Raw genomic sequence first — 25,725 nt, 5'->3', positions numbered from 1 at the left:
ATAAGCCGCGCTGGCGCAAAATACATTTGATCAAAAAGCACGAATCGAATGCCGATTGTTGCAATAAAATTTCCGGCCATCTGCATTTGAGGAGTTGTTTCGATGAGTGAACGCCACGGTTTCATCCTGCACGCCAAGACCCGCCCGGAGAAAGCCGAGGCCTTCGAAGCGCTGTTTCGCGCCTATGTCGAACCGAGCCGCGCCGAGCCCGGCTGCATCGAGTACCACATGCTGCGCGACAAGGAAGATCCGACGCTGTTCATCTTCTACGAGATCTGGGAAAGCCAGGCGCACCTGGACGTGCACTCGAACCTGCCGCACATGCGCGAGTTTTTCGACAACCGCATGACGTACCTGGAGCGTGATTTCGATATCCGTCGGATCGAGATGCTCAGCACCTCGTCGGCTAGCCGCTGATCAGCAGATGGGCGCCGAGCGCGCCCAGTCCGACGAAAAATACTCGTTTGAACAGCACGGCGCTGATGCGCTGACGCAGCCACTGCCCGAACCACATGCCCAGCATCGCCGGGATCAGCACCAGCAGCGAGGCAGTCAGTTCGCCACTGCCCAGCGCACCGCGCCAGAACAAGCCGCCGGCCAGCGCCAGGGTCGAAACCGTGAACGACAGACCCAACGCCTGCACCAGTTCATCGCGACTCAAACCCAGCGCCTGCAGGTACGGCACCGCCGGAATCACGAACACACCGGTGGCCGAAGTAATGACCCCGGTGATCATCCCGCACAGCGGGCCGAGCCACGGTTCATGCCGAGGATTGACGTGCAGCGTCGGCAGCAGCAACCCACTCAACGCATACAGCAGCAGCGCCGCGCCCAAGCCGCGCACCACCCAATGCCCGCCTGCCATGCCGATCGACAACGTGCCGGCTGCGGTACCGAGAAAGATCATCAGCAGCATCGGCCACAGGCGTTTGATCAGCCCTCTCAGATGCCCGCCGAAGGCCAGTTGCCAGACATTGGTCAACGTCGCCGGAATGATCAGCAACGCCGCAGCCTGCGACGGGGCCATAGCCAGACCGAGCAGGCCCATGGCGACGGTGGGCAGGCCGAGGCCGATCACGCCTTTGACCAGGCCGGCCATGATGAAGATGGCGATGACCAGCAATGACAGGGCAAGGCCGAGGTTCTGATAGAAATCTGCGAGTGTGTTCATGGCGCTACTGTGCGCTTTCACGGATGCGCTGAAAATCTGCCATATACTGAGGCTGCCTCTGCCAATACAAGAGGCTGTTAATTGCGTTGCGGCTGATGGCCCCTTCGCGAGCAAGCCCGCTCCCACAGTTTTGGATTCACCACTGATCCACTGTGGGAGCGGGCTTGCTCGCGAAGAGGCCCGCCCAGACACCACACAAACCAGAGGCTGCCCCGATGCACTTCGACCTCACCGACCTGCGCCTCTATCTACACATCCTCGACACCGGCAACATCACCGCCGGCGCCGCCCGCAGCCATCTTTCGCTGGCCGCCGCCAGTGCGCGCATCCGCGCCATGGAAGCCTCGCTGGGCACCGAATTCCTGCAACGCGGTCGTCGTGGCGTGAGCCCGACACCCGCTGGCAAGGCACTGGCCCACCACGCGCGCATCCTCCTGCAACAGGCCGAACGCATGCAGCAGGATCTGGCCGACTACGCGCAGGGCGTCAAAGGTCAGGTGCGACTGTTGTGCAACACCACGGCGATCACCGAATACCTGCCGGAAGTGCTCGCGGACTTTTTGCGCGAGCATCCCAACCTCGACATCGATCTGCAGGAACTGCCCAGCGCCCGCATCACCCACGCCTTGCGCCAGGGCGCAGCCGATATCGGCATCGTCTCCGATGCGGTGGACACCTCCGATTTACAGACTCAGCCCTTTCGCGATGATCCGTTAGTGCTGATCGTGCCGCGGGAACATCCACTGGCCAACGCCGCCGAAGTCAGCTTCAGCGACGCCCTGCACCATGATTTCGTCGGTCTGAGCACCGACAGCGCGCTGGCGATCTACCTCGAAGAACAGGCGCTGCACAGTGGCTCGCGCATGCAGGTGCGGATCCGCGCCGACGGTTTTGACGGGGTGATGCGCATGGTCGCCCGAGGTGCCGGCCTCGCCATCGTGCCGCTGGCTGCCCTCGAACGCGCGACGCCGCGCGGATTCAACAGCATCGCCCTCAATGAGCCATGGGCGCGCCGCACCCTGATGCTCTGTGCCCGGGATTTCAGCGCCCTGCCGGGTTACGCCAAAGCCTTGCTGCAGGCCTTGACTCCTCCCGAGGGCAAAGCGCGTTTCTGAGCAGCTTGATGTCGAGCACAGACAACTGAGCCCTGTCCGGGCGCTATAGGGTGCGACTTGGTTTCTTTGCCATCCGCCCACTGCCCGGAGTTCTCATGACCGCGACTGCCCCCATCACCGTTCTGCGCGACACCCACCCGCTGCCGGTACTCGATGCCTGCAAATGGGAAAAGCTCGAAGGTGACCCGCACACCGTCAACCTCAACGCCTACACCAGCGAAGACGGCAGCAAGATCATGGGCACCTGGATCTGCACCCCGGGCAAGTGGCGGGTCGACTATGTGAAGTGGGAGTACTGCCATTTCCAGGAAGGCTACTGCATCATCACCCCGGACGGCATGGCACCGATCCACCTGCGCGCCGGCGATATTTTCGTGGTTGAACCGGGGATGAAAGGCACCTGGGAAGTGGTCGAGACCGTGCGCAAATATTTCGTCTTCGCCTGACATGCAAAAGATCGCAGCCTTCGGCAGCTCCTACATGGGCAAGATGTACACCCTGTAGGAGCTGCCGAAGGCTGCGATCTTTTTTGCCTCACATAAAAAGCCCAGAAAACCACCTGTGGCGAGGGAGCTTGCTCCCGCTCGGCTGCGCAGCAGTCGTAACTTCAGTCAATGCGGTTTTTCTGAAGAACCGCATTGACCGGGTTTGGGTCTGCTATGCAGACCAGCGGGAGCAAGCTCCCTCGCCACACAGAATCGCACCCTGCGGCATTATTGCGGCTTGCGATAACTGTTGATAATCGCCGAGAAGTCCTTGCCGCCTTCCCCGCGCTGGCTCATCGCCTGATACAACTGCTGCGCCACCGCCCCCAGCATCACCGGTTGATGCGCCTGACGCGCCGCTTCGGTCGCCAGTCCCAGATCCTTGAGCATCAGTTCGGCACCAAACCCACCGGTATACCCGCGCGAGGCTGGCGCCGTTTCGACGATGCCCGGCCACGGGTTGTACATTTCCGAACTCCAGCAACGCCCGGTCGAACTGTTGATGATCCCGGCCAGCACCGAAGTGTCGATCCCCAGCGCATCACCCAACGCCATCGCTTCGCTGACGCCGACCATCGAGATCGCCAGCAGCAGGTTGTTGCAGATCTTGGCGATCTGTCCGGTGCCGACTTCACCGCAATGCACGATGTTGCGGCCCATCTGCGCCAGCACCGGTTGCAGGGTGGCGAACAGTTCCGGGGTGGCGCCGACCATGAAGGTCAGCGTGCCAGCGGTCGCGCCACCGGTGCCGCCGGAGACCGGTGCATCGGCCATCGCCACGCCTTGTTTGGCGGCAGCGGCGGCCACATCACGAGCAGTCTGCGGATCGATGGTGCTGCAATCCACCGCCGGCACGCCTTTGCCGATACCGGCCAGCACACCATCCTCACCGAGCCAGACGCTGCGCACATGCACCGCCGCCGGGAGCATGGTGATCACCAGTTCAGCGTCTTCGGCTGCTTCGCGGGCCGAGGCGCGGATAGTGCCGCCCAGTTGCTCCAGTTCCGCCAGCACAGTCTTGTTCAGGTCCACCAGGTTCAGCGAGTGACCGGCCTTGATCAGGTTACGCGCCATCGGCGCGCCCATGTTGCCCAGACCGATAAATGCGATTTTCATGGCAGTTCCTCAGCGCAGGTTGATGGTGGTGTTCACGCCGTCGTTGACGCTGTCGTCATCGAACCAGCGCGCCGTGACCGTTTTGGTCTGGGTGTAGAACTGCACCACTTGCTTGCCGTACGGGCCGAGGTCGCCGAGTTTCGAACCACGGGAACCGGTGAAGCTGAAGAACGGCACCGGCACTGGAATCGGGATGTTGATGCCGACCTGGCCGACGTCGATTTCACTCTGGAATTTGCGCGCTGCCGCACCGCTCTGGGTGAACAGGCCCGTGCCGTTGCCGAACGGGTTGGCGTTGACCAGCGCGATGGCCTGGTCGAGGGTGTCGACTTCCAGCACTACCAGCACCGGGCCGAAGATTTCCTGGGTGTAGATCTGCATATCGGTGGTCACGCCCGAGAACAGGGTCGGGCCGACGAAGTTGCCCTGCTCATAACCCGGCACCTTGATGTCGCGACCATCGAGTTCAAGCTTGGCGCCTTCCTTGATGCCGCTTTCGATCAGATCGAGAATCCGCGCCTTGGCTTTCTTCGAGATCACCGGGCCGACATCGGTGCCTGGCTCACTGCCGGCGTTGACCTTGAGTTTCTGCGCCAGCGCTTTCAGATCCGGCAGCCACTGCTTCGCCGCACCAACCAGCACCACCACCGAGGTGGCCATGCAACGTTGACCGGCCGCACCGAAACCGGCGCCGACCAGGGCGTTCAGCGCTTGCTCGCGATTGGCGTCCGGCAGCACCACGGCGTGGTTCTTCGCGCCCATCATCGACTGCACGCGTTTGCCGTGCTTGCCGGCCAGGTCGTAAACGTGGGTACCGACCGCCGTCGAACCGACGAACGACACCGCTTTGATGTCCTTGTGGGTGCACAGGCCATCCACCACGTCCTTTCCACCGTGCACCACGTTGAGCACGCCGGCCGGAACGCCGGCCTCGATCGCCAGTTCCACCAGGAGCATGGTCGACAGCGGATCCTGTTCCGACGGTTTGAGTACGAAGGTGTTGCCGCAGGCAATGGCCATCGGGAACATCCACAGCGGAATCATCGCCGGGAAATTGAACGGGGTGATGCCGGCGCACACGCCGATCGGCTGACGCAGGGTGTAGGTATCGACGCCACCGGCCACGTTTTCGGCGAATTCACCCATTTGCAGGGTACCGATGGAGCAGGCGTGCTCGACCACTTCCAGGCCACGGAAAATGTCGCCCTCGGCGTCGGCAATGGTCTTGCCCTGCTCGGCGCTGAGCACCACGGCGATGCGTTTGGAGTGCTCGCGGATCAGTGCCTGCAGCTTGAGCATGATGCGCATGCGCGCGCCGATCGGGGTCAGTTTCCAGGTCTGGAATGCGCGGTGCGCGGCACTGATGGCAGCATCGACTTCAGCGGCGGTGGCGAACGGAACCTTGGCCAGCACTTGCTGGGTCGCCGGGTTGACGATGTCGTGCCATTCGGTGGTCTGCGATTCGACCCACTCGCCATCGATCAGCAGCTTGACCTTCTGGACCGTGGTTTCGTTGGGCGTAAGCGATGCGTTCATGCTGGTCTCCGAAACTTGTTTTTATCGTAGGAGCCAAGGCGAAAGGGTTCGCCTTGAGATGAGGCGTGTGTCACGAATTGGTTGTCGGACTGTTTTTGGAGTATAGATGTGCAAACTTCTAATAAGAACGCACATATAAGCCCGTCCATCATGCAAAAAAACATCACCTCCCTGGGGTCGCTTAACTGGGACGACCTGAAGTTTTTCCTCGAAGTCGCCCGCACCCGCAAGGCCAGCACCGCGGCCAAACGCCTGGCGGTGGACTACACCACCGTGTCGCGGCGCATCAGTTCGCTGGAAGCGGCGTTGGGTACATTGCTGTTCGAAAAATCGCGCACCAGCGGTTTTGTCCTGACCACTGAAGGCCAGCGTTTGCTGGGCTATGCCGAGTCGATTGAAAGCACGTTGCACATGGCTTGCGAGCAAGTCTCGGGGTCCGGCGTGGCACTGTCCGGGCATGTACGCATGGGCTGCACCGAAGGTTTCGGCAGTTTTTTCATCACCCCGCAGCTGAGCCACTTCGTCGACGCCTACCCGGCGATTTCGGTGGACATCCTGCCGCTGCCGCACTTCATCAGCCTGTCCAAGCGCGAGGCCGATATCGTCATCGCTTTGGAACGCCCGGAGCACGGCCCGTACGTGTGCTGCAAACTCTGCGACTACCGCTTGCAGCTGTACGCAACCCAGGACTACCTCGATCAACACCCACCGATCCGCCGCCCGGCCGATTTGGGCAAGCATCAATTCATCAGTTATGTGGATGACCTGGCGTTCAGCTCGGAGCTGCTGTACCTGGCGAACGTGCTGCCCGGCGCCAGCGCAAACCTGCGCAGCACCAGCGTCATCGCGCAGTTCGTCGCGGCGCAGCAGGGGCGTTCACTGGCGATTCTGCCGTGCTTCCTCGCCGCGCAGGATCCGCGCCTGCTGCCGGTGCTGCCCGAGGAAATCGACATCACCCGGCAGTTCTGGATGTACTGCCGGGAGGACTTGCGGAAGTTGAAGCGAATCACCCTGTTGTGGGATTACATCCGTGAGGTGACCGAGCGTAATCAGGGTCTGCTGATGGGGCAGACCCGCGAGATGCGGTTTGCCGATTAATCGGCGCTGACCACAATCGACACCCGGCGATTCTCGGTGCGTCCGGCGGCAGTGTTGTTCGACGCCACCGGTTCGCTGCTGCCCAGTCCGCGCAGCTGGATGTTCTCTTCCTTCATGCCGACGGTGGTCAGCACTTTGGCCACACTCTTGGCACGGCGCAGTGACAATTGCTGGTTGTAGGCCTCTTTGCCCGAGGCGTCGGTATGACCGTCGACGCGCACTCGCTCAATGCCGATACCCACCAGCGCCTTGCCGATACGTTCGACGATCTCGGTGCTCTGCGCGTTCAGGCTTTCGATATCGCTGCCAAACAGCACTTTGCCCGACAGGCCGAATGCCCAACCCTCATCGGTCGGCTCGAAGCCCTGTTGTTTGAGTACAGCGATCTGCGCCGGGGTCAGGCCTATTTGCGGTGCGGTCTGGCACCCGGTCAGCGCCAGTACGGCGATCATCAGCAAGGCGGAAAACAGTCGAGCGGGAAATGTGAACACGGAATCAGCTCCTGGTTTGAAGATTGACGACCGGACTCTCCGTCCCGGCAGTGGATTGAGCGCCACGCGACAGGCGCTTGGCCTGATACATCGCCGCGTCGGCAGCATTGAGCAAGGCACCTGGCGTGGCACCATGATCGGGGAAAACGGCAATGCCGATACTGAGCGACGTCACCACACTGGTGTCACCCGGCAGCGCGATGGGCATGTCCATGCTGGCGAGAATCTTGTCGGCAATGCGTTCGGCGTCTTCGATCTTGTGCAATGGCGCGAGCAGCACGGCGAATTCATCGCCCCCCAGCCGCGCCACCAGATCCTCTTCACGCAGTTGTGCGCGCACCCGATTGGCCACCGCCACCAGCACGGCATCGCCAGCGGCGTGGCCGAAGTTATCGTTGATGCCTTTGAAGCGGTCGCTGTCGAGAAACAGCACCGCCGCCCGCTCGTTGTGCTTGCCGGCATTGCGCAAGGCGCGAATCAACCGGCCTTCGAAAAACGCCCGGTTCGGCAGGCCGGTGAGGCTGTCGTGGCTGGCCTGGTGGGCGAGGGTTTCGTTCTCGCTTTGCAGGTGGGTTTGCCAGGATTCGAGTTCATCGAGCAGGGCATTGAAGTCGTTGCCGAGGTTGTCGAGCTCGGCGATCTGCGCCGGCGGTACCCGTCGATCCAGCGCACGCTCGCTGCGGGCAGCGTGGGCCACCGCCGCGAGGCTGCGAAGAGGACCGGTAATGCTGCGTAGTTGTCGGCGCGCCAGATACAGCGCGACCCAGGCACTGATCGCAGTACAGAGGATGATTCCCGCCAGACCGCTGAGCAAAAAGCGCATGAGGCTGCCGCCGTGACCAATCAGCAGAATGCGCCCGATTTCACGATCCTGATGCAGGATCGGCAGGCTGATGGGCTTTTCCAGAATAGTGCGGGCGGCCTGCATTTCCAGTTCGGAGAACAAGCCGTTCTCGGGCCGCTGCCAGCGTGCCAGCAACTGGCCCTGCGCATCGAAAACCTGAGCATCCGCCACTTCCTCGGTGGACGCGATCAACGCCAGCGCTTCGGTAGCGGCAGCCTTGTCGTTGAACACTACCGCCGCTTCCACGGTGTAGCTGATCGAGCGCGCAATCAGGTGCAGGTTGTGATCGGCGTAGACCCGCAGCGCGAGAACGCCCAACAGGGTCAGCGACACACTGGCCATGGTCACGGCCACCAGCGCGACAATCAAATGTCCACGGCCGATGACCGAGCCCAGTGTCGGACGGGTTCTGGAACGGAACAGCTTCATGGCGCCGCCGATTTGCGACGCGACAGCTGCAGTACGCTCGGGTGGATGCGTACGCCGCTGCGGGCTACGGAGTCGAGATTGACCTCGAAGGACACCTGCTCATCGCCGACGCGCAGGCAGAACAGGCTGCCAACCGTGCACTGATCACCACCTTCGCTGATGCTCAGCACCGGATGACCGATCAATGACGTGAACAGCCGACTGCGTTCATCTGCGGTGAGTTTGCCGATATACACCGCATCGCATTCGCTGACGATGGCCGGGTTGTCGGCCAGCAGTCGACGCACGGTGACCGGCCGGCCAGTGGCTTGTGTGGTGCCTTTGAGCAGATCGTCGGTGTACTCGGTAGGGCCGACGATACACAGGCGCAACTGCGCTGGCTCGACCGGCCAACGGGCGTAGCTGAGGATGCCAAGCACGACTTGCGTCACTGACTGGGCGCGTTGTTCGGCCATGCTTGCGGGCGTCTGTGGCTGCGCAACAGCAACGCCCGTCAGCAAACAGAGCAGACCGACAAGCAATGCGTGCTTGCAGCGAACCACGCGCTCTGTCGCCCAGACTGCCACCTTCATGCAGGGATTCTCTTGGATCGTACCGAAATGATGCCGCAACGATAGCACAGCGGAGTAACACCAGCGAGACAGCGCCTTCTGACCCGCTGGTCAGTAACCGCCGCCAATCGCCAGATCTTTCATTCCCGAGCCTCGCCACCCTCCTCCAGTTCCAGCATCAATCCGCTCAGGCGTTTGACCTTGCGTTGCACGGCCTCTTCGAACACGCCTGCGCGAGGTTCGATCAGGGTGAACCAGTTTTTCGCGCGAGTGATCCCGGTGTAGATCAGTTCCTTGGTCAGCACCGGATTCAGGGCATCCGGCAGGATCAGTGCGGTGTGCGCGAACTCCGAACCCTGGGATTTGTGCACGGTCATGGCATACACCGTTTCAACGTCGTTAAGCCGACTCGGCAGCACGAAGCGCACGCCGCCCTGGCCGTCGTTACGCGGAAAGGCCACGCGCAATACCGGTTTACCGGCGTCCGGCCCTTCACGCTCGGGCAGCTTGAGCGCAATGCCGATGTCGCCGTTCATCAGGCCCAGGCCATAGTCGTTGCGGGTCATCAACACCGGACGGCCTTCGTACCATTGCTGGTCATGTTCGATCAGGCGCGCTTTGAGCAAGGCTTCGGTAATCCGCAGATTCAGCCCTTCGACACCCCAAGGGCCCTTGCGCACGGCGCACAACAACTGGAACGCGTCGAATGCCTGCAGTACGTCCCGTGCCCAGTTGATCCAGTCTGGATGCTCCAGCGGTCTGCCCGCCGGAGGGCGTTGATTGCGCAGCACGCTCAGATAGTGGCGGTAGCCCTGTGGCCCGTCGCCATGGCCTTCGAGCAACAGCCGCTCCAGCTTGTGATCATGTTCGCCCCTGAGCGGCAGGGAAAACACATCGTCGTAGTGTCCGGCCGCCAGCAACTGGCGCGCCTCATCCGGCAACTGCTGATTGACCCGCCGCGCCAGTTGACCGATGCCGCTGCCTTCACCGAAACGCCGGGAGTGGCGCAGCATCACCAGTTGCTGCGCCAGGGGATGCGAACCGTCGTTGTCTTCGTGCAAACCGCTGTTCTGCAATGACTCACCACTGACCGACTCCAGCCATTGCCGGGTCTGCGAGTTGTACCAGCCAGCCTCGGCATCGCGGCACAGATCGCCGAGCACCGCACCCGCCTCCACGGAGGCGAGCTGATCCTTGTCGCCAAGCAACACCAGACGCGCATGCGCCGGCAAGGCATCGAGCAGATTGGCCATCATTTCCAGGTCGATCATCGACGCTTCGTCGACCACCAGCACATCCAGCGGCAAGCGGTTGCCGGCATGATGACGAAAGTGTCGGGTACCGGGACGACTGCCGAGCAGACGGTGCACGGTGGTCACGTCGCAGGGGATTTTCTCGCGAACGGCTTCGGCGACCTTCAGCGACTGCACCTGCTGGCTGATGGACTCGGTCAAGCGCGCAGCGGCTTTACCGGTGGGTGCTGCCAGGCGAATCCGCAGCGGCTGACCGGCCTCCACGGCGGGTGCCTGGAGCAACGCCAACAGGCGCACCACCGTGGTGGTCTTGCCGGTACCCGGGCCACCCGTGATGATGCTGAAGGCTCCACGGGTCGCAAGGGCGCAGGCGAGTTTCTGCCAGTCGACCACCGCATCCGGCCTGACGGGGCCGAACAACTCATCAAGTCGCTGGGGCAGGTCATCGGGCGGCGTTTCACCTTGAGCCAGGCGTGTGCGCAACGCCCGGTCAATACGGCGCTCATAGGCCCAGTAGCGCCGCAGATACAGACGCTTGCCGGACAACACCAAAGGTCGCTGCTGCGCGGCCTCGCTGGTGTCCGCCGCCAGCGCAACCAGAGAACTGCTCGCCAACGCCTTGCACCAATGGCGGCCGTCCAGTGTTTCGAGCAACTGTGAAGGCAGCAGCAATACGCCACTCTGCACATCGCCTTCGGGTGGCAGCGACAGCGCGAAATCCGGGGCCTTGAGGGTTTCGAACAGATCCAGACACACATGCCCGTGCCCCAACTGATGGCTGGTCAGCGCGGCGGCGAGCAACACCAGCGGATCAGACTCGGGCGCGAGCTCGTGCAGAAAGGCCACGAAGGCCTTGTCCAGCGACCGCAGCCAGCCTCGCTCGACCCAGCGATCCAGCAACAGCAGTAGATCTGCAGCACTCGTCAGCGGCGCCAGGCTCGACGCGTGGTCGATACCCGATGACAGATCGGCGAATGTACGATTCATAGCAGGACTCCCTGTTCCCATGCGGGCTCGGCCTTGGGTTCCGGCTTGCCCTGGAACAGACGATCCAGCCGCTCGATCAGTTCACGCGGCGGGCGCGCGAAATACACGCCGCGACTGTCAGCCCGGGTTCCCCGCAGGAACACATACAACGCACCGCCGACATGTCGGTCGTAATCGTAGTCGGGCAGCCGCGCCTTCAATTGCCGATGCAATGCCAACAGGTACAGCACGTATTGCAGGTCGTAACGGTTGTCGAGGATCGACCGTTCCATGGCTTGCTCGGTATAGGCCGCATCGTCGACGCCCAGCCAGTTGGATTTGTAGTCAGCGACGTAATAGCGCCCCTCGTGTTCGAAAGTCAGGTCGATGAAGCCCTTGAACATGCCGTTGAGTTGTACCGGCTCGGCGGCCACCCGGGCCACACCGTTGTGGGTGTACTGGCGCACCCACTCATCGAGCTTGAGAACATCGACCTTGTGGCTGGCGAACCAGAACTCCATCTCGACGCGGTACTGTTTCAGTTGCTCAAGCACGACCGGAGGCTGTCCGCTACCAGTCGGCAACGGGGACTTGAGCAGGTGATGCAGCCAGTCACTCAGAGTGGTGATCCAGCCTTCCCAGCCGCGCAGGTTGCAGCGTCGGCCAATCGCATCCTTGATCGACTCGTAGGGAACGGCAAAACCTTCATCGCCAGCCCACTCCAGCAAACCGTGAAGAAAGGTGCCCGGGTTGGGTCCACGGGGGAACCGATGGATATCGGCGCCGCCGGCCACGATATCTCGCGGCGCATCTGGATCGAGACGCTCATCATCAAACAGTTTTTGCGCTTGCGGACTGTCTGGCGCCTCATCACTGCCGACACTCAACACATCACTGATGCGCAAGGCACTGTAGGAGGCAATCCACCAGTTCTCGCTGGCCTTGCGCTTCGGTACCAATGTGGTACTGAGGACCGCTTCATTGCGCTCGGGACGATAAGTTTCCTGCCTGGCCTGCGGCATTTCACCCAGGTTTATTGCCGGACAGTCTTGCTGCAGATCCAGCAACCAACGGCTCAAGCCGGTTGATTCATCCAGCCTTGCACCGCCACCCAGCAGATAGCCAAGCGCCGAAAGATGAAGCACCGAACTGTTGTTATTACCGCGTTTGAGGTCCGTTACACCCAGCCAGCATGCATGTTGTGCGCGAGTCAGGGCGACGTAGAGCAGTCGCAGATCTTCGGCCAGACGCTCATCGTCTGCCAGGGCGATCAACTCGGCAGTCGGTTTCAGCGTCACCTGAGCCTTGCCCGAGGCATCGTGGTAATGCAACGGCAAGCGACTGCCATCCACCGGTTTTGCCGAGCAGATGAAGGGCAGGAAAACCAATGGATACTCAAGCCCTTTCGATTTGTGGATGGTCACTACCTTGACCAGTTGCTCGTCGCTCTCCAAACGTAATATCTGCTCTTCACCGGCCTGACCTGACAACGCCAGAAGTTCGGCCAGATGACGAATCAGCGCTTGCTCGCCATCGAGCTCCGCTGCGGCCTGCTGCATCAGCTCCGACAGGTGCAAGAGATTGGTCAGCACCCGCTCGCCATCACTGCGTGCAATCAGGGTCTGCGGCAAGTGAAAGTCGTGCAGCAGACGCCGCAACATCGGCAACACGCCTTGCTTGCGCCACAGCTCGCGATAACCACGGAACTGCATGACCCGGGCTTCCCAGACCAACTCGTCCTGATTCAGTCGCTCCAGTTCAGCCAGAGGCAGATTGAGCGTGATGCAGGCCAGCGCGGCCTTCAGTGAACGCTCGACATCCGGCTCGGCGCAGGCCTTGAGCCAGGACAGCAGATCGTGCGCCTCCTGGGCGGCGAAGACCGAGTCCTTGTCAGACAGATAAACGCTGCGCACCCCACGGGCAGCAAGCTCTGCGCGTACCGCCTGAGCCTCTTTGCCGTCGCGCACCAGAATCGCGATATCGGAAGGCCGCAAGCCCCGGAAGACCTTACCTTCCTGAACGAATCCCGCGGCACCGGTTTGCCCGCCATTGAGCAACGCCGTGATCTCACTGGCACAGGCCGCCGCCAACTGCTGGCGATAGACCGCGCCGGACAGGGGCTGAACGGTGGACAACTGCCAGACATTCAGCGCTGCGACATCTAGCCCGGCGATCTGCAATCGCTCTTTGCGTCCCTGAGACTCAACCGGCTGAAAGGGAACCGGGTTTTCCCCGGTTTTTTCCCGAAACAAAAACGCGCCGCGTCCCAGATCACGGGATTCGGCGCGTTCGAATACATGGTTGACCGCACTCACCATGCCATGGCTGGAACGGAAATTGGTACCCAGCGTATGCAGGCGGCCGGTGGTGGCCTGACGCGCACGCAGGTAGGTGTAGATATCGGCGCCACGGAACGCGTAAATCGCCTGTTTGGGGTCGCCGATCAGGAACAGACCGGTGTCCGGACTGTTGTCTTCAATGCGGTAGATGCTCTCGAAGATCCGATATTGCACCGGGTCGGTGTCCTGAAACTCATCGATCAGGGCAACCGGAAACTGTTCGCGGATTACCGCTGCCAAGCGCTCGCCGCTGTCGGATTGCAGCGCAGCATCGAGGCGCAACAGCATATCGTCGAAGCCCATTTCTGCGCGACGACGCTTCTCTTCCTCAAAGCGTGCACCCACCCATCTCGCCGCATGCTGCAATACAGCAGCATCGGGGGTCGGCAATGCGTCGAGGCTCGCCTTGAGCCCCGGCATCGCGTCCAGAGCAGGATGACTCGGTGCCTGGCCCTTCCAGGCTTCGGCCATCCCGTCCGGGGTCAATCGGGTGAAGCCGGTGCCGATATCCAGTTGCTCCATGGCCTCGTCTTCAGCCCAGGCCTTGAGCTTTTCGAACCAGGGCTCAAAGTAGCGCGCCTGCATCTTGCGCCCGTCGACGGCTTTGCTCGCCACGCCCTCGTGACAGATCACCAGCAGTTCATCTGCCCACTGCCGCCAAGGCATCTTCAGCTCGAGCAACGCGGCACGCCGTTCTTGCAGACACTCTTCGATCAACTGCGCAGGTGCCTTGCCTTCGTCGCTGTCGCGCTCACTGCCAAACAGACCTCGCACTCGCGGCAACAGCGCTGCCGGCCCGCCCCAGTTTCCGCGAACCCAATTCAGCGCGTCGCCCTGCATCGGGTAACAGAACAGTCGCCAATAATCGCGCAGCACTTCGCCAAGCAGATCGCTGTGATCGGTTTCCAGGGACTGGGTAAACAGGCTGCCGCTGTCGAACGCATGTTCGCGCAGCATGCGCTGGCACCAACTGTGAATGGTCGAGACGGCCGCTTCATCCATCCATTGTGCGGCGATGTCCAGGCGATTGGCGCAGCCGGGCCATTGTGACGGATCAAACTGTTCACGCAGTTCGGCGATCAGTCCGTCCGGTGCCGGGGTTTCTTCGCGAAAAAAGCGCGCCGCCTCAGCCAGTCGCGTACGGATTCGTTCACGCAACTCTTTGGTGGCGGCATCGGTGAATGTCACCACAAGAATCTGCGGTGGCAATAGTTCTCGCCCGAAGCCGTTCGACTCGCCGCCGTGCCCAAGGATGAGACGCAGATAGAGAGCAGAAATGGTGAAGGTCTTGCCGGTGCCGGCACTGGCTTCGATGAGTTGACTGCCGTGCAGCGGGAATGCCAGGGCCAGCGGTGTCCTGGTGCTCATGTGCGTGCTCCATCGCTGTTCAAGGAACGCCACGGCGCTTCATACAAGGGGCGATACAACGCGTCGCACCAACCGGAAAAAGTTTCGTCCGCCATCAACGCATCAAAGTCAGCGAATTGTCGGGAGAGCGCAGGGCTCTCGCGGCGTTCACCTTCGCTGTTCTGGCCGTCACCTTCGTAGGCTTTACGGGCAGCAGCCTCGGCCTTGAGCGGGTCAGTCTGAGTAAGCCAGGCGAAGGCCGTTTTTACCGCAATCGGCAATGGCTGGCGCATGCCGGCCTGCCAGGCTAGCAGCAGATCACCAAGGAAACGAACCGCTCTATCCTGCTCCATAGGATCAAGCAGAAGGGTATCGTCACTCGCCACTAACGCGGTGGTCAGCAAGAGTCCGCTGGCGCAGGCTACCAAGTGATTGACCCAAGGCTTGGTCAAGCGATGCCATTTTCGACTTTTGATCGAGCCGATGCTGTTGGGGATGGTCGTGACTGATAATACTCCACCGTCAGCGCGTTGATGCAAACCGGCGAGCCAACCATCAACACGCACGCCCTGTAACTCAAGATTGATCGGTATCGCACTGGTCAATGGCGTCGGCCACAAAGCCAGTAGTTGTTGGTAACGCTGCAGCAAATCCGGCAACGGCTCGATCAACTCCCTCTGGAGACATTCCCCGAAACCGGACATGGGCAGCAATCCACTGTTCTGCAAACGCCGCGCCTGATCTTCGAGCGCTCGATCAATATTGTCCGGCTGCCGGAGTGCGGCATCGAGCAGACTGTCGCTGAGCATGTAGCGCTGCAGTGCGTCCAGCACAAAAGGTTCTTCGTCAGCCAGGGGCGCCTCGGCGGCCTCGAAATACACTTTGAGTCGCTGAGTGAAAAAGTGCCGGACCGGGTTACGCAAGAAATCCTGTAGAAGGGGCAGACTCAGTGGCTCTTCCTGAACATGAGGCGCGAGTAGCTCGGCCTCATGCAGCGGCTCATGGCTCTGGTGCAAAACCTGCCACTCGCGGGCATAGCTGAATAGCTGATCGCCTTCATGGAAATAGCGCGAGCTGAACGGTTGCAGCGGATGCTCCTCGGTCATGGCACTCAACAGATCCTGATGCTCGTCGATGAGCCGCCAGCCACTGGCGAGGTGGTCACGCAACTGGCCGATCAATACCGAAGCTGGCCGCTCACTGTTGTCACGGATGCTGCGCCCGACCCAACTGATGTACAGCTGACAGCGCGCAGACAGCAGCGCTTCAAGCAACAGATAACGATCATCCTCGCGCCGGGAGCGGTCCCCGGGCCGGTAGTCGCTGCCCATGAGGTCGAAGTCCAGTGGCGGTTGCGCCCGAGGGTAATCGCCATCGTTCATCCCCAGCAAACAGACAAGCTTGAAAGGGATCGCACGCATGGGCATCAGCGTGCAAAAGTTTACTGCGCCGGCAAGAAAACGCTGGGACAGGCGCCCCTGATCCAGTCCCGCGAGCCAGGCTTCTCGAACCACCGTCAACGGCAATTCTTCTACCAATCCCACAGATTCACAGGTCTGCAGCCAGGTCTCGCGCAGCTCCTCAAGTTGCGTGAGCAGATAATCGTCGTGCTCGTTGCTGGCCTTGAAGAACAGCTGCATCAGCACTTGCAGTCGCTGTCCCCACACCTTGGGTTGAGCAGCCTGAGTGAGCTCGTGATGGGCCAGCTCCAAGGCATCCAGCAGCGCAACCAATGGCCCGATCAACGCGGCATCCAGACCACCGATTTCATCGTAGGGTTCTATACCTGCGCAGGCATTGGAACTGCCGACCGCGTACCCGAGCAACATTCGACGCAGGCCGAAATGCCAGCTGTTTTGCTCCAGCTCATCCGGCAAGCCCAGTCCGGCACGCTGCTCGGCGTTCATTCCCCAGCGCACTCCCGCCCCTTCGATCCAGCGATGCAGAGTCGGCAAGTCGCGCTCCTGCACGCCAAAACGAGCACGTAATGCGGGAACATCGAGCAGGTCGAGGATCTCACTGACCGGAAAACGACTATCCGGCAACTTGAGCAGATGTTCGACCGCAATCAGCAATGGGTCGCGGCCGCGCTGGCCCTGGTCGGCCAGGGTAAATGGAATGAAGCGTGAATCATGCCGATCCAGTTGGCCAAACACCGCCCGGATATGCGGCGCATAGCTGTCGATGTCGGGCACCATCACGATTACATCCCGTGGACGCAGATCCGGATTGGCACTGAAGCGTGCGAGTAACTGGTCGTGGAGAATCTCCACTTCGCGTTGTGCACTGTGGGCTATGTGAAAACGGATCGACTCATCCTGCGTCAGGTCGACGGCGGGCCAGCGCTCACGCGTTTCATTGAGTGGCCGCAACTCGAGGATATCGTCCTGAAGTTGGTTGAGCAGGCTTTGCGGCTGCGCTTCGCTGAACAGGTCGATGCGTCCGTCACGGAATGCCGCACGATAGCTGTTGGGGTCATCATAACTGTCGAGCAGATTAATATAGTCGCGACCTTGTTTACCCCAGGCGGCGAGCAGCGGATGAGCGTGTTGGTGCAGCGCTTCAGGATCGAGCGCGACCGGCATGCCGGTCTTGCGACTCTGACGCTTGTATTGATGGCGCAGCAGATCCTTGTCGGCGACGATATCGGCCCAGTGATGTCGACAAGGGTTGTGCACACACAACAGCACCTGGCTGAAACGTGCAAGCCCGGCCAATGCTTCAAGCACCTGGGCCGGCAATGATGAGATGCCAAACACAATCACTCTCGAGGGTAGCCCTGCAGGTGCATGCTCAAGAGAGTTTATGCGCTCGATAAACCGCTGGTGAACGCCGGCCCGGCTCTGAGCCATACCCTGCTCACCGACATCCACCAGCAGCGCACGCCACAATTCAGCCTGCCAGCAACTGACCGGGGGCAATGGCTTTACCTCACCTCTGACATTGCGTAGCTGGTGCCGACCTACGGCCCAATCCTCAAGCCAGTCGGCTCGATACACTTGATACTGGTCAAATAGGTCTGCCAGGCGTTCGGACAACTGGTAGCGTTTACGCAAATCGGTGTCATGGGTGAGGAAGCGTTGTAGCGGCTCGAAATGGGGGCGCTCAATAACTTGCGGCAACAGACGCATCAGCCGCCAGGTCAATGGGGCTTTGTCGAGCAGAGACTTTGCCGGAATTTCTTCGCGGCCCAGCACCATACGGTAGAGCTGCCACATGAAACTGCCGGGGAGCTGCACATCGATCGCAGCGGCTATCCCGCAACCACCGAGGTCGTCCCCTTCAGGGTCTTCCGCCAAGGCCAGCTTGAGCCATTGGGCGATACCGTTGCTCTGCACCAGAGCGATTTCGTTCTCCAAGGGCGCCAATGGATAGCGCCGCATAATGCTGACCACCAGGCTGCGCAGTTCGTCCAGACTATTGCTCTGAACCACCATGAATGCAGCATTGAGGGACGAGGCGTCCGGCATAAAAGCTTCCTTGGAAAAGTACAAAAGCCAGGGCAGAACCTTAGCACTGTCGGCAGGTTGTGACAGCCAGAAGGGTCTACCGCGTGCTGTAAGAACTTTCCTGCAGGCAAAACAAAACCCCAACTGCTTTCGCAATTGGGGTTTCGGAATTTAATCTTGACGATGACCTACTCTCACATGGGGAAACCCCACACTACCATCGGCGATGCATCGTTTCACTTCTGAGTTCGGGATGGGATCAGGTGGTTCCAACGCTCTATGGTCGTCAAGAAATTCGGGTACTGACTCGTGACCGGTTGGCCTCGCTTCAGCAAATCGGGTATGTGATACAGGTGTTTGTGAGCATCGCGAACTTTCGGTTCATTGCGTCTTCACACACCGCAATCTGGTCTCTTTCGAGCATTCAGATTGCTTGGGTGTTATATGGTCAAGCCTCACGGGCAATTAGTATTGGTTAGCTCAACGCCTCACAGCGCTTACACACCCAACCTATCAACGTCGTAGTCTTCGACGGCCCTTCAGGGAACTCAAGGTTCCAGTGAGATCTCATCTTGAGGCAAGTTTCCCGCTTAGATGCTTTCAGCGGTTATCTTTCCCGAACATAGCTACCCGGCAATGCCACTGGCGTGACAACCGGAACACCAGAGGTTCGTCCACTCCGGTCCTCTCGTACTAGGAGCAGCCCCTCTCAAATCTCAAACGTCCACGGCAGATAGGGACCGAACTGTCTCACGACGTTCTAAACCCAGCTCGCGTACCACTTTAAATGGCGAACAGCCATACCCTTGGGACCGGCTTCAGCCCCAGGATGTGATGAGCCGACATCGAGGTGCCAAACACCGCCGTCGATATGAACTCTTGGGCGGTATCAGCCTGTTATCCCCGGAGTACCTTTTATCCGTTGAGCGATGGCCCTTCCATACAGAACCACCGGATCACTAAGACCTACTTTCGTACCTGCTCGACGTGTCTGTCTCGCAGTCAAGCGCGCTTTTGCCTTTATACTCTACGACCGATTTCCGACCGGTCTGAGCGCACCTTCGTACTCCTCCGTTACTCTTTAGGAGGAGACCGCCCCAGTCAAACTACCCACCATACACTGTCCTCGATCCGGATAACGGACCTGAGTTAGAACCTCAAAGTTGCCAGGGTGGTATTTCAAGGATGGCTCCACGCGAACTGGCGTCCACGCTTCAAAGCCTCCCACCTATCCTACACAAGCAAATTCAAAGTCCAGTGCAAAGCTATAGTAAAGGTTCACGGGGTCTTTCCGTCTAGCCGCGGATACACTGCATCTTCACAGCGATTTCAATTTCACTGAGTCTCGGGTGGAGACAGCGCCGCCATCGTTACGCCATTCGTGCAGGTCGGAACTTACCCGACAAGGAATTTCGCTACCTTAGGACCGTTATAGTTACGGCCGCCGTTTACCGGGGCTTCGATCAAGAGCTTCGCGTTAGCTAACCCCATCAATTAACCTTCCGGCACCGGGCAGGCGTCACACCCTATACGTCCACTTTCGTGTTTGCAGAGTGCTGTGTTTTTAATAAACAGTCGCAGCGGCCTGGTATCTTCGACCGGCATGAGCTTACGGAGCAAGTCCTTCACCCTCACCGGCGCACCTTCTCCCGAAGTTACGGTGCCATTTTGCCTAGTTCCTTCACCCGAGTTCTCTCAAGCGCCTTGGTATTCTCTACCCAACCACCTGTGTCGGTTTGGGGTACGGTTCCTGGTTACCTGAAGCTTAGAAGCTTTTCTTGGAAGCATGGCATCAACCACTTCGTCACCCAAAGGGTAACTCGTCATCAGCTCTCGGCCTTAAGATCCCGGATTTACCTAAGATCTCAGCCTACCACCTTAAACTTGGACAACCAACGCCAAGCTGGCCTAGCCTTCTCCGTCCCTCCATCGCAATAACCAGAAGTACAGGAATATTAACCTGTTTTCCATCGACTACGCTTTTCAGCCTCGCCTTAGGGACCGACTAACCCTGCGTCGATTAACGTTGCGCAGGAAACCTTGGTCTTTCGGCGTGGGTGTTTTTCACACCCATTGTCGTTACTCATGTCAGCATTCGCACTTCTGATACCTCCAGCAAGCTTCTCAACTCACCTTCACAGGCTTACAGAACGCTCCTCTACCGCATCACTTGCGTGATACCCGTAGCTTCGGTGTATGGTTTGAGCCCCGTTACATCTTCCGCGCAGGCCGACTCGACTAGTGAGCTATTACGCTTTCTTTAAAGGGTGGCTGCTTCTAAGCCAACCTCCTAGCTGTCTAAGCCTTCCCACATCGTTTCCCACTTAACCATAACTTTGGGACCTTAGCTGACGGTCTGGGTTGTTTCCCTTTTCACGACGGACGTTAGCACCCGCCGTGTGTCTCCCATGCTCGGCACTTGTAGGTATTCGGAGTTTGCATCGGTTTGGTAAGTCGGGATGACCCCCTAGCCGAAACAGTGCTCTACCCCCTACAGTGATACATGAGGCGCTACCTAAATAGCTTTCGAGGAGAACCAGCTATCTCCGAGCTTGATTAGCCTTTCACTCCGATCCACAGGTCATCCGCTAACTTTTCAACGGTAGTCGGTTCGGTCCTCCAGTCAGTGTTACCTAACCTTCAACCTGCCCATGGATAGATCGCCCGGTTTCGGGTCTATTCCCAGCGACTAGACGCCCTATTAAGACTCGCTTTCGCTACGCCTCCCCTATTCGGTTAAGCTCGCCACTGAAAATAAGTCGCTGACCCATTATACAAAAGGTACGCAGTCACCCAACAAAGTGGGCTCCCACTGCTTGTACGCATACGGTTTCAGGATCTATTTCACTCCCCTCTCCGGGGTTCTTTTCGCCTTTCCCTCACGGTACTAGTTCACTATCGGTCAGTCAGTAGTATTTAGCCTTGGAGGATGGTCCCCCCATATTCAGACAAAGTTTCTCGTGCTCCGTCCTACTCGATTTCATGACCAAGAGATTTTCGCGTACAGGGCTATCACCCACTATGGCCGCACTTTCCAGAGCGTTCCGCTAATCTCAAAGCCACTTAAGGGCTAGTCCCCGTTCGCTCGCCACTACTAAGGGAATCTCGGTTGATTTCTTTTCCTCAGGGTACTTAGATGTTTCAGTTCCCCTGGTTCGCCTCTTGCACCTATGTATTCAGTACAAGATAACCATCTTATGATGGCTGGGTTCCCCCATTCAGACATCTCCGGATCAAAGTCTGTTTGCCGACTCCCCGAAGCTTTTCGCAGGCTACCACGTCTTTCATCGCCTCTGACTGCCAAGGCATCCACCGTATGCGCTTCTTCACTTGACCATATAACCCCAAGCAATCTGGTTATACTGTGAAGACGACATTCGCCGAAAATTCGCAAAACTCTTAAGAGTCACTCACAAATTTTACCTTAGCCTGATCCGTTACCAGTGAAAGTAACGTTCAGTCTATCTTTCTATCACATACCCAAATTTTTAAAGAACGATCTAATCAAAGACTAGAAATCAATATTCACACCGGAATATTCATTTCTAAACTCTAACAAGCAGAAGCAGTTAATGGTGGAGCCAAGCGGGATCGAACCGCTGACCTCCTGCGTGCAAGGCAGGCGCTCTCCCAGCTGAGCTATGGCCCCATACAAAATTGGTGGGTCTGGGCAGATTCGAACTGCCGACCTCACCCTTATCAGGGGTGCGCTCTAACCAACTGAGCTACAGACCCAATTTCGAGCGCGTAACTGATTAGCTAAGAGCTATCAGCTTGGAGCTTAAAGCTGCTTCTATCGTCTTCTTCAATGAATCAAGCAATTCGTGTGGGAACTTATGGAGCAGCTGATGTCGTCGATTAAGGAGGTGATCCAGCCGCAGGTTCCCCTACGGCTACCTTGTTACGACTTCACCCCAGTCATGAATCACACCGTGGTAACCGTCCTCCCGAAGGTTAGACTAGCTACTTCTGGTGCAACCCACTCCCATGGTGTGACGGGCGGTGTGTACAAGGCCCGGGAACGTATTCACCGCGACATTCTGATTCGCGATTACTAGCGATTCCGACTTCACGCAGTCGAGTTGCAGACTGCGATCCGGACTACGATCGGTTTTGTGGGATTAGCTCCACCTCGCGGCTTGGCAACCCTCTGTACCGACCATTGTAGCACGTGTGTAGCCCAGGCCGTAAGGGCCATGATGACTTGACGTCATCCCCACCTTCCTCCGGTTTGTCACCGGCAGTCTCCTTAGAGTGCCCACCATAACGTGCTGGTAACTAAGGACAAGGGTTGCGCTCGTTACGGGACTTAACCCAACATCTCACGACACGAGCTGACGACAGCCATGCAGCACCTGTCTCAATGTTCCCGAAGGCACCAATCCATCTCTGGAAAGTTCATTGGATGTCAAGGCCTGGTAAGGTTCTTCGCGTTGCTTCGAATTAAACCACATGCTCCACCGCTTGTGCGGGCCCCCGTCAATTCATTTGAGTTTTAACCTTGCGGCCGTACTCCCCAGGCGGTCAACTTAATGCGTTAGCTGCGCCACTAAGAGCTCAAGGCTCCCAACGGCTAGTTGACATCGTTTACGGCGTGGACTACCAGGGTATCTAATCCTGTTTGCTCCCCACGCTTTCGCACCTCAGTGTCAGTATCAGTCCAGGTGGTCGCCTTCGCCACTGGTGTTCCTTCCTATATCTACGCATTTCACCGCTACACAGGAAATTCCACCACCCTCTACCATACTCTAGCTTGCCAGTTTTGGATGCAGTTCCCAGGTTGAGCCCGGGGATTTCACATCCAACTTAACAAACCACCTACGCGCGCTTTACGCCCAGTAATTCCGATTAACGCTTGCACCCTCTGTATTACCGCGGCTGCTGGCACAGAGTTAGCCGGTGCTTATTCTGTCGGTAACGTCAAAATTGCAGAGTATTAATCTACAACCCTTCCTCCCAACTTAAAGTGCTTTACAATCCGAAGACCTTCTTCACACACGCGGCATGGCTGGATCAGGCTTTCGCCCATTGTCCAATATTCCCCACTGCTGCCTCCCGTAGGAGTCTGGACCGTGTCTCAGTTCCAGTGTGACTGATCATCCTCTCAGACCAGTTACGGATCGTCGCCTTGGTGAGCCATTACCTCACCAACTAGCTAATCCGACCTAGGCTCATCTGATAGCGCAAGGCCCGAAGGTCCCCTGCTTTCTCCCGTAGGACGTATGCGGTATTAGCGTTCCTTTCGAAACGTTGTCCCCCACTACCAGGCAGATTCCTAGGCATTACTCACCCGTCCGCCGCTGAATCCAGGAGCAAGCTCCTTTCATCCGCTCGACTTGCATGTGTTAGGCCTGCCGCCAGCGTTCAATCTGAGCCATGATCAAACTCTTCAGTTCAAACATCTTTGGGTTTTTAAGAAACCCTAAACTTGGCTCAGCAATCGTTGGTTACATCTTTGATTTCTCGCGGAGTAACTTGTGATGCTGATAATCTTGTTGACTATCAGTCTGACTCCACAAGCACCCACACGAATTGCTTGATTCAGTTGTTAAAGAGCGGTTGGTTAAGATCTTTCATCTCAACCGAGGCGCGCATTCTACAGCAGCCTCATTTGCTGTCAAGTGATTATTTTCAGAAGTTTTCGAAGATTTCTTCAACAACTTCAACCACTTGCGCTTCCGATCTCTCGTTAGCGGGAGGCGAATTCTACAGCGTTACACGCTGCTGTCAACACCTCTTTTTCTCCGCTTTCGACCGAGAAGATCGAACCGTTAAAAGAGCCAAACATCACCGCTCTTTCAACTCCTTCCAGGCTTCGATGAACTGAAGCAACCCGCTGTCGAAAACTGCGCAACTCATTGAATCTCAAGGAGTTTTCCGTTTCGACTGCGCCGGAAGTGGGGCGAATTATAGACTTCCAGAATCTGCCGTCAACCGCTTTTTTTCACATTTCTGTCATATCGGTCAAAAAACCCCGAAAACACGAAGGCCGACCTCTAGAGGTCGGCCTTCGTCATGCCTTCTACTTACAAGCTAGGGAACGCGAATTGCGAAGCTTCATGGCTCGCACGTTGCGGCCAGCGCTGAGTGATGGCCTTGCGACGCGTGTAAAAGCGCACACCATCCGGGCCATAGGCATGCAAGTCGCCGAACAGCGAACGCTTCCAGCCGCCGAAGCTATGGTAGGCAACCGGTACCGGCAGCGGTACGTTGACGCCGACCATGCCGACTTCGATCTCGTCGCAGAACAGACGCGCCGCTTCACCGTCACGGGTAAAGATGCAGGTGCCGTTGCCGTATTCGTGATCGTTGATCAGCTTCATCGCTTCTTCCAGGCTGTTGACCCGGACCACGCACAACACCGGCCCGAAGATCTCTTCCTTATAGATGCGCATCTCAGGGGTGACGTTGTCGAACAGGCAGCCGCCGAGGAAGAAGCCCTCTTCATGACCCGAAATGCTCAAGCCACGACCATCGACCACCAGGGTTGCGCCCGCTGCCACGCCGTCATCGACATAACCGCTGACCTTGTCCCGCGCTTGACCGGTTACCAGTGGCCCCATGTCCAGGCCACACGAAGTGCCGGCACCGATTTTCAGTGCCTTGATCTGCGGGACCAGTTTCGCCACCAGCGCATCCGCCACCTGATCACCGACACACACCGCGACCGAAATCGCCATGCAGCGCTCACCGCAAGAACCATACGCTGCGCCCATCAGCGCGCTGACCGCGTTGTCCAGATCCGCATCCGGCATCAGTACCGCATGGTTCTTCGCCCCGCCCAGTGCCTGAACGCGTTTGCCGCGCTTGGTGCCTTCGGCGTAGATGTACTCAGCAATCGGCGTCGAGCCGACGAAGCTCAATGCTTTGACTTCCGGCGCTTCGATCAGCGCGTCCACTGCAGTCTTGTCGCCATGCACCACGCTCAGCACGCCTTTCGGCAGACCGGCCTCGATCAGCAATTGAGCGATCAGCAGCGTCGAGCTTGGGTCACGCTCGGACGGCTTGAGAATGAAGCAGTTACCACAGACGATCGCCAGTGGGTACATCCACAGTGGGACCATCGCCGGGAAGTTGAATGGCGTGATGCCAGCAACCACGCCCAGTGGCTGGAAGTCCGACCAGGCGTCGATGTTAGGGCCGACGTTGCGGCTGTACTCGCCCTTGAGAATTTCCGGGGCGGCGCAGGCGAACTCGACGTTCTCGATACCGCGCTTCAGTTCACCGGCAGCGTCTTCGAGGGTCTTGCCGTGTTCTTCGCTGATCAATTGCGAGATGCGCGCTTCGTTCTGCTCCAGCAGTTGCTTGAAACGGAACATCACTTGAGCACGTTTGGCCGGAGGGGTGTTGCGCCATGCCGGGAATGCAGCCTTGGCAGCGTCGATCGCGTGTTGAATGGTTTCGCGGGTGGCCAGCGGCAGCTTGTGGATCGCCTGACCGGTGGACGGGTTGAATACATCAACCGCGCGACCGTTCTCGGTCACCAGTTCGCCATTGATCAAATGCGGGATAACGCTCATCGAAAACTCCTGAAT

General features: G+C 58.8%; 14 protein-coding genes, 2 tRNA genes and 3 rRNA genes. 4 read left to right on the top strand and 15 right to left on the bottom strand.

Features of this window, described 5'->3' with window-relative positions; all coding sequences use genetic code 11:
• The first annotated feature begins 102 nt into the window (after positions 1 to 102).
• Positions 103 to 417 carry a putative quinol monooxygenase gene (locus V9L13_RS24335; protein ID WP_338800741.1) on the top strand — a complete coding sequence of 105 codons (315 nt, stop codon included), beginning with the start codon at positions 103 to 105 and terminating at the stop codon, positions 415 to 417.
• Here V9L13_RS24335 and V9L13_RS24330 read toward each other — a convergent pair.
• Positions 407 to 1,171: a sulfite exporter TauE/SafE family protein gene (locus V9L13_RS24330; RefSeq protein ID WP_338800740.1), complete on the bottom strand. Its 765-nt coding sequence runs from the start codon at positions 1,169 to 1,171 to the stop codon at positions 407 to 409. The two genes, V9L13_RS24335 and V9L13_RS24330, sit on opposite strands and share 11 nt — an antisense overlap.
• A 215-nt stretch (positions 1,172 to 1,386) precedes the next feature.
• On the opposite strand from V9L13_RS24330, the gene V9L13_RS24325 reads away from it, so the two are divergent.
• Positions 1,387 to 2,286, top strand: a complete 900-nt coding sequence (locus V9L13_RS24325; protein ID WP_338800739.1) for a LysR substrate-binding domain-containing protein — start codon at positions 1,387 to 1,389, stop codon at positions 2,284 to 2,286.
• Between the two features lie 95 nt (positions 2,287 to 2,381).
• Positions 2,382 to 2,732 (top strand): cupin domain-containing protein, encoded by a 351-nt coding sequence (locus V9L13_RS24320; RefSeq protein ID WP_003221437.1) that lies wholly within the window; start codon positions 2,382 to 2,384, stop codon positions 2,730 to 2,732.
• 267 nt (positions 2,733 to 2,999) lie between these two features.
• On the opposite strand, the gene mmsB is transcribed toward V9L13_RS24320, so the two are convergent.
• A complete protein-coding gene (gene mmsB / locus V9L13_RS24315) occupies positions 3,000 to 3,887 on the bottom strand; it encodes a 3-hydroxyisobutyrate dehydrogenase (RefSeq protein ID WP_338800738.1) in 888 nt (295 codons plus the stop codon).
• A 9-nt stretch (positions 3,888 to 3,896) separates the two neighbouring features.
• Positions 3,897 to 5,423 (bottom strand): CoA-acylating methylmalonate-semialdehyde dehydrogenase, encoded by a 1,527-nt coding sequence (locus tag V9L13_RS24310; protein WP_338800737.1) that lies wholly within the window; start codon positions 5,421 to 5,423, stop codon positions 3,897 to 3,899.
• 150 nt (positions 5,424 to 5,573) lie between these two features.
• Between V9L13_RS24310 and V9L13_RS24305 the strand changes: the two genes are divergently transcribed.
• Positions 5,574 to 6,521: a LysR family transcriptional regulator gene (locus V9L13_RS24305; RefSeq protein ID WP_007962101.1), complete on the top strand. Its 948-nt coding sequence runs from the start codon at positions 5,574 to 5,576 to the stop codon at positions 6,519 to 6,521.
• Here V9L13_RS24305 and V9L13_RS24300 read toward each other — a convergent pair.
• From V9L13_RS24300 to V9L13_RS24245, 12 genes are all read right to left on the bottom strand, one after another.
• Positions 6,518 to 6,973, bottom strand: a complete 456-nt coding sequence (locus V9L13_RS24300) for an OmpA family protein (protein ID WP_338802900.1) — start codon at positions 6,971 to 6,973, stop codon at positions 6,518 to 6,520. The two genes, V9L13_RS24305 and V9L13_RS24300, sit on opposite strands and share 4 nt — an antisense overlap.
• Positions 6,974 to 7,016: 43 nt before the next feature.
• Positions 7,017 to 8,285 (bottom strand): diguanylate cyclase, encoded by a 1,269-nt coding sequence (locus V9L13_RS24295; RefSeq protein WP_338800736.1) that lies wholly within the window; start codon positions 8,283 to 8,285, stop codon positions 7,017 to 7,019.
• Positions 8,282 to 8,857 (bottom strand): YfiR family protein, encoded by a 576-nt coding sequence (locus V9L13_RS24290; protein WP_338800735.1) that lies wholly within the window; start codon positions 8,855 to 8,857, stop codon positions 8,282 to 8,284. Before V9L13_RS24290 ends, V9L13_RS24295 begins: the two co-directional genes overlap by 4 nt.
• A gap of 119 nt (positions 8,858 to 8,976) precedes the next feature.
• Entirely contained in the window at positions 8,977 to 11,076 is a 2,100-nt protein-coding gene (recD, locus tag V9L13_RS24285; protein ID WP_338800734.1) for an exodeoxyribonuclease V subunit alpha, read from the bottom strand.
• Positions 11,073 to 14,762, bottom strand: a complete 3,690-nt coding sequence (gene recB, locus V9L13_RS24280; protein ID WP_338800733.1) for an exodeoxyribonuclease V subunit beta — start codon at positions 14,760 to 14,762, stop codon at positions 11,073 to 11,075. The genes recD and recB overlap by 4 nt, the downstream gene beginning before the upstream one ends.
• A complete protein-coding gene (gene recC / locus V9L13_RS24275) occupies positions 14,759 to 18,211 on the bottom strand; it encodes an exodeoxyribonuclease V subunit gamma (protein ID WP_338800732.1) in 3,453 nt (1,150 codons plus the stop codon). The genes recB and recC overlap by 4 nt, the downstream gene beginning before the upstream one ends.
• Before the next feature lie 154 nt (positions 18,212 to 18,365).
• Positions 18,366 to 18,481 (bottom strand): 5S ribosomal RNA (gene rrf / locus V9L13_RS24270).
• Between the two features lie 153 nt (positions 18,482 to 18,634).
• Positions 18,635 to 21,526, bottom strand: a 23S ribosomal RNA gene (locus tag V9L13_RS24265).
• 237 nt (positions 21,527 to 21,763) lie between these two features.
• Positions 21,764 to 21,839, bottom strand: a tRNA-Ala gene (locus V9L13_RS24260).
• A gap of 9 nt (positions 21,840 to 21,848) precedes the next feature.
• A tRNA-Ile gene (locus V9L13_RS24255) sits at positions 21,849 to 21,925 on the bottom strand.
• A 124-nt stretch (positions 21,926 to 22,049) separates the two neighbouring features.
• Positions 22,050 to 23,586, bottom strand: a 16S ribosomal RNA gene (locus V9L13_RS24250).
• Together the 16S, 23S and 5S rRNA genes with 2 tRNA genes alongside form the textbook arrangement of a ribosomal RNA operon.
• Before the next feature lie 630 nt (positions 23,587 to 24,216).
• A complete protein-coding gene (locus V9L13_RS24245; protein ID WP_338800731.1) occupies positions 24,217 to 25,710 on the bottom strand; it encodes a CoA-acylating methylmalonate-semialdehyde dehydrogenase in 1,494 nt (497 codons plus the stop codon).
• Positions 25,711 to 25,725 lie beyond the last annotated feature (15 nt).

It is taken from the genome of Pseudomonas sp. RSB 5.4 (assembly GCF_037126175.1).
In the GTDB taxonomy this organism is placed as follows: domain Bacteria; phylum Pseudomonadota; class Gammaproteobacteria; order Pseudomonadales; family Pseudomonadaceae; genus Aquipseudomonas; species Aquipseudomonas fluorescens_H.
Note: the sequence above shows the minus strand (reverse complement) of the source record. Positions and strands in the feature narration are given on the sequence as shown.

Coding starts and splice junctions, on each gene's coding strand:
- V9L13_RS24300 (WP_338802900.1), bottom strand. CDS start 6,973: ATGATCGCCGTACTGGCGCTGACCGGGTGCCAGACCGCACCGCAAATA.
- V9L13_RS24310 (WP_338800737.1), bottom strand. CDS start 5,423: ATGAACGCATCGCTTACGCCCAACGAAACCACGGTCCAGAAGGTCAAG.
- recC (WP_338800732.1), bottom strand. CDS start 18,211: ATGCCGGACGCCTCGTCCCTCAATGCTGCATTCATGGTGGTTCAGAGC.
- mmsB (WP_338800738.1), bottom strand. CDS start 3,887: ATGAAAATCGCATTTATCGGTCTGGGCAACATGGGCGCGCCGATGGCG.
- recD (WP_338800734.1), bottom strand. CDS start 11,076: ATGAATCGTACATTCGCCGATCTGTCATCGGGTATCGACCACGCGTCG.
- V9L13_RS24290 (WP_338800735.1), bottom strand. CDS start 8,857: ATGAAGGTGGCAGTCTGGGCGACAGAGCGCGTGGTTCGCTGCAAGCAC.
- V9L13_RS24245 (WP_338800731.1), bottom strand. CDS start 25,710: ATGAGCGTTATCCCGCATTTGATCAATGGCGAACTGGTGACCGAGAAC.
- recB (WP_338800733.1), bottom strand. CDS start 14,762: ATGAGCACCAGGACACCGCTGGCCCTGGCATTCCCGCTGCACGGCAGT.
- V9L13_RS24325 (WP_338800739.1), top strand. CDS start 1,387: ATGCACTTCGACCTCACCGACCTGCGCCTCTATCTACACATCCTCGAC.
- V9L13_RS24295 (WP_338800736.1), bottom strand. CDS start 8,285: ATGAAGCTGTTCCGTTCCAGAACCCGTCCGACACTGGGCTCGGTCATC.
- V9L13_RS24305 (WP_007962101.1), top strand. CDS start 5,574: ATGCAAAAAAACATCACCTCCCTGGGGTCGCTTAACTGGGACGACCTG.
- V9L13_RS24320 (WP_003221437.1), top strand. CDS start 2,382: ATGACCGCGACTGCCCCCATCACCGTTCTGCGCGACACCCACCCGCTG.
- V9L13_RS24330 (WP_338800740.1), bottom strand. CDS start 1,171: ATGAACACACTCGCAGATTTCTATCAGAACCTCGGCCTTGCCCTGTCA.
- V9L13_RS24335 (WP_338800741.1), top strand. CDS start 103: ATGAGTGAACGCCACGGTTTCATCCTGCACGCCAAGACCCGCCCGGAG.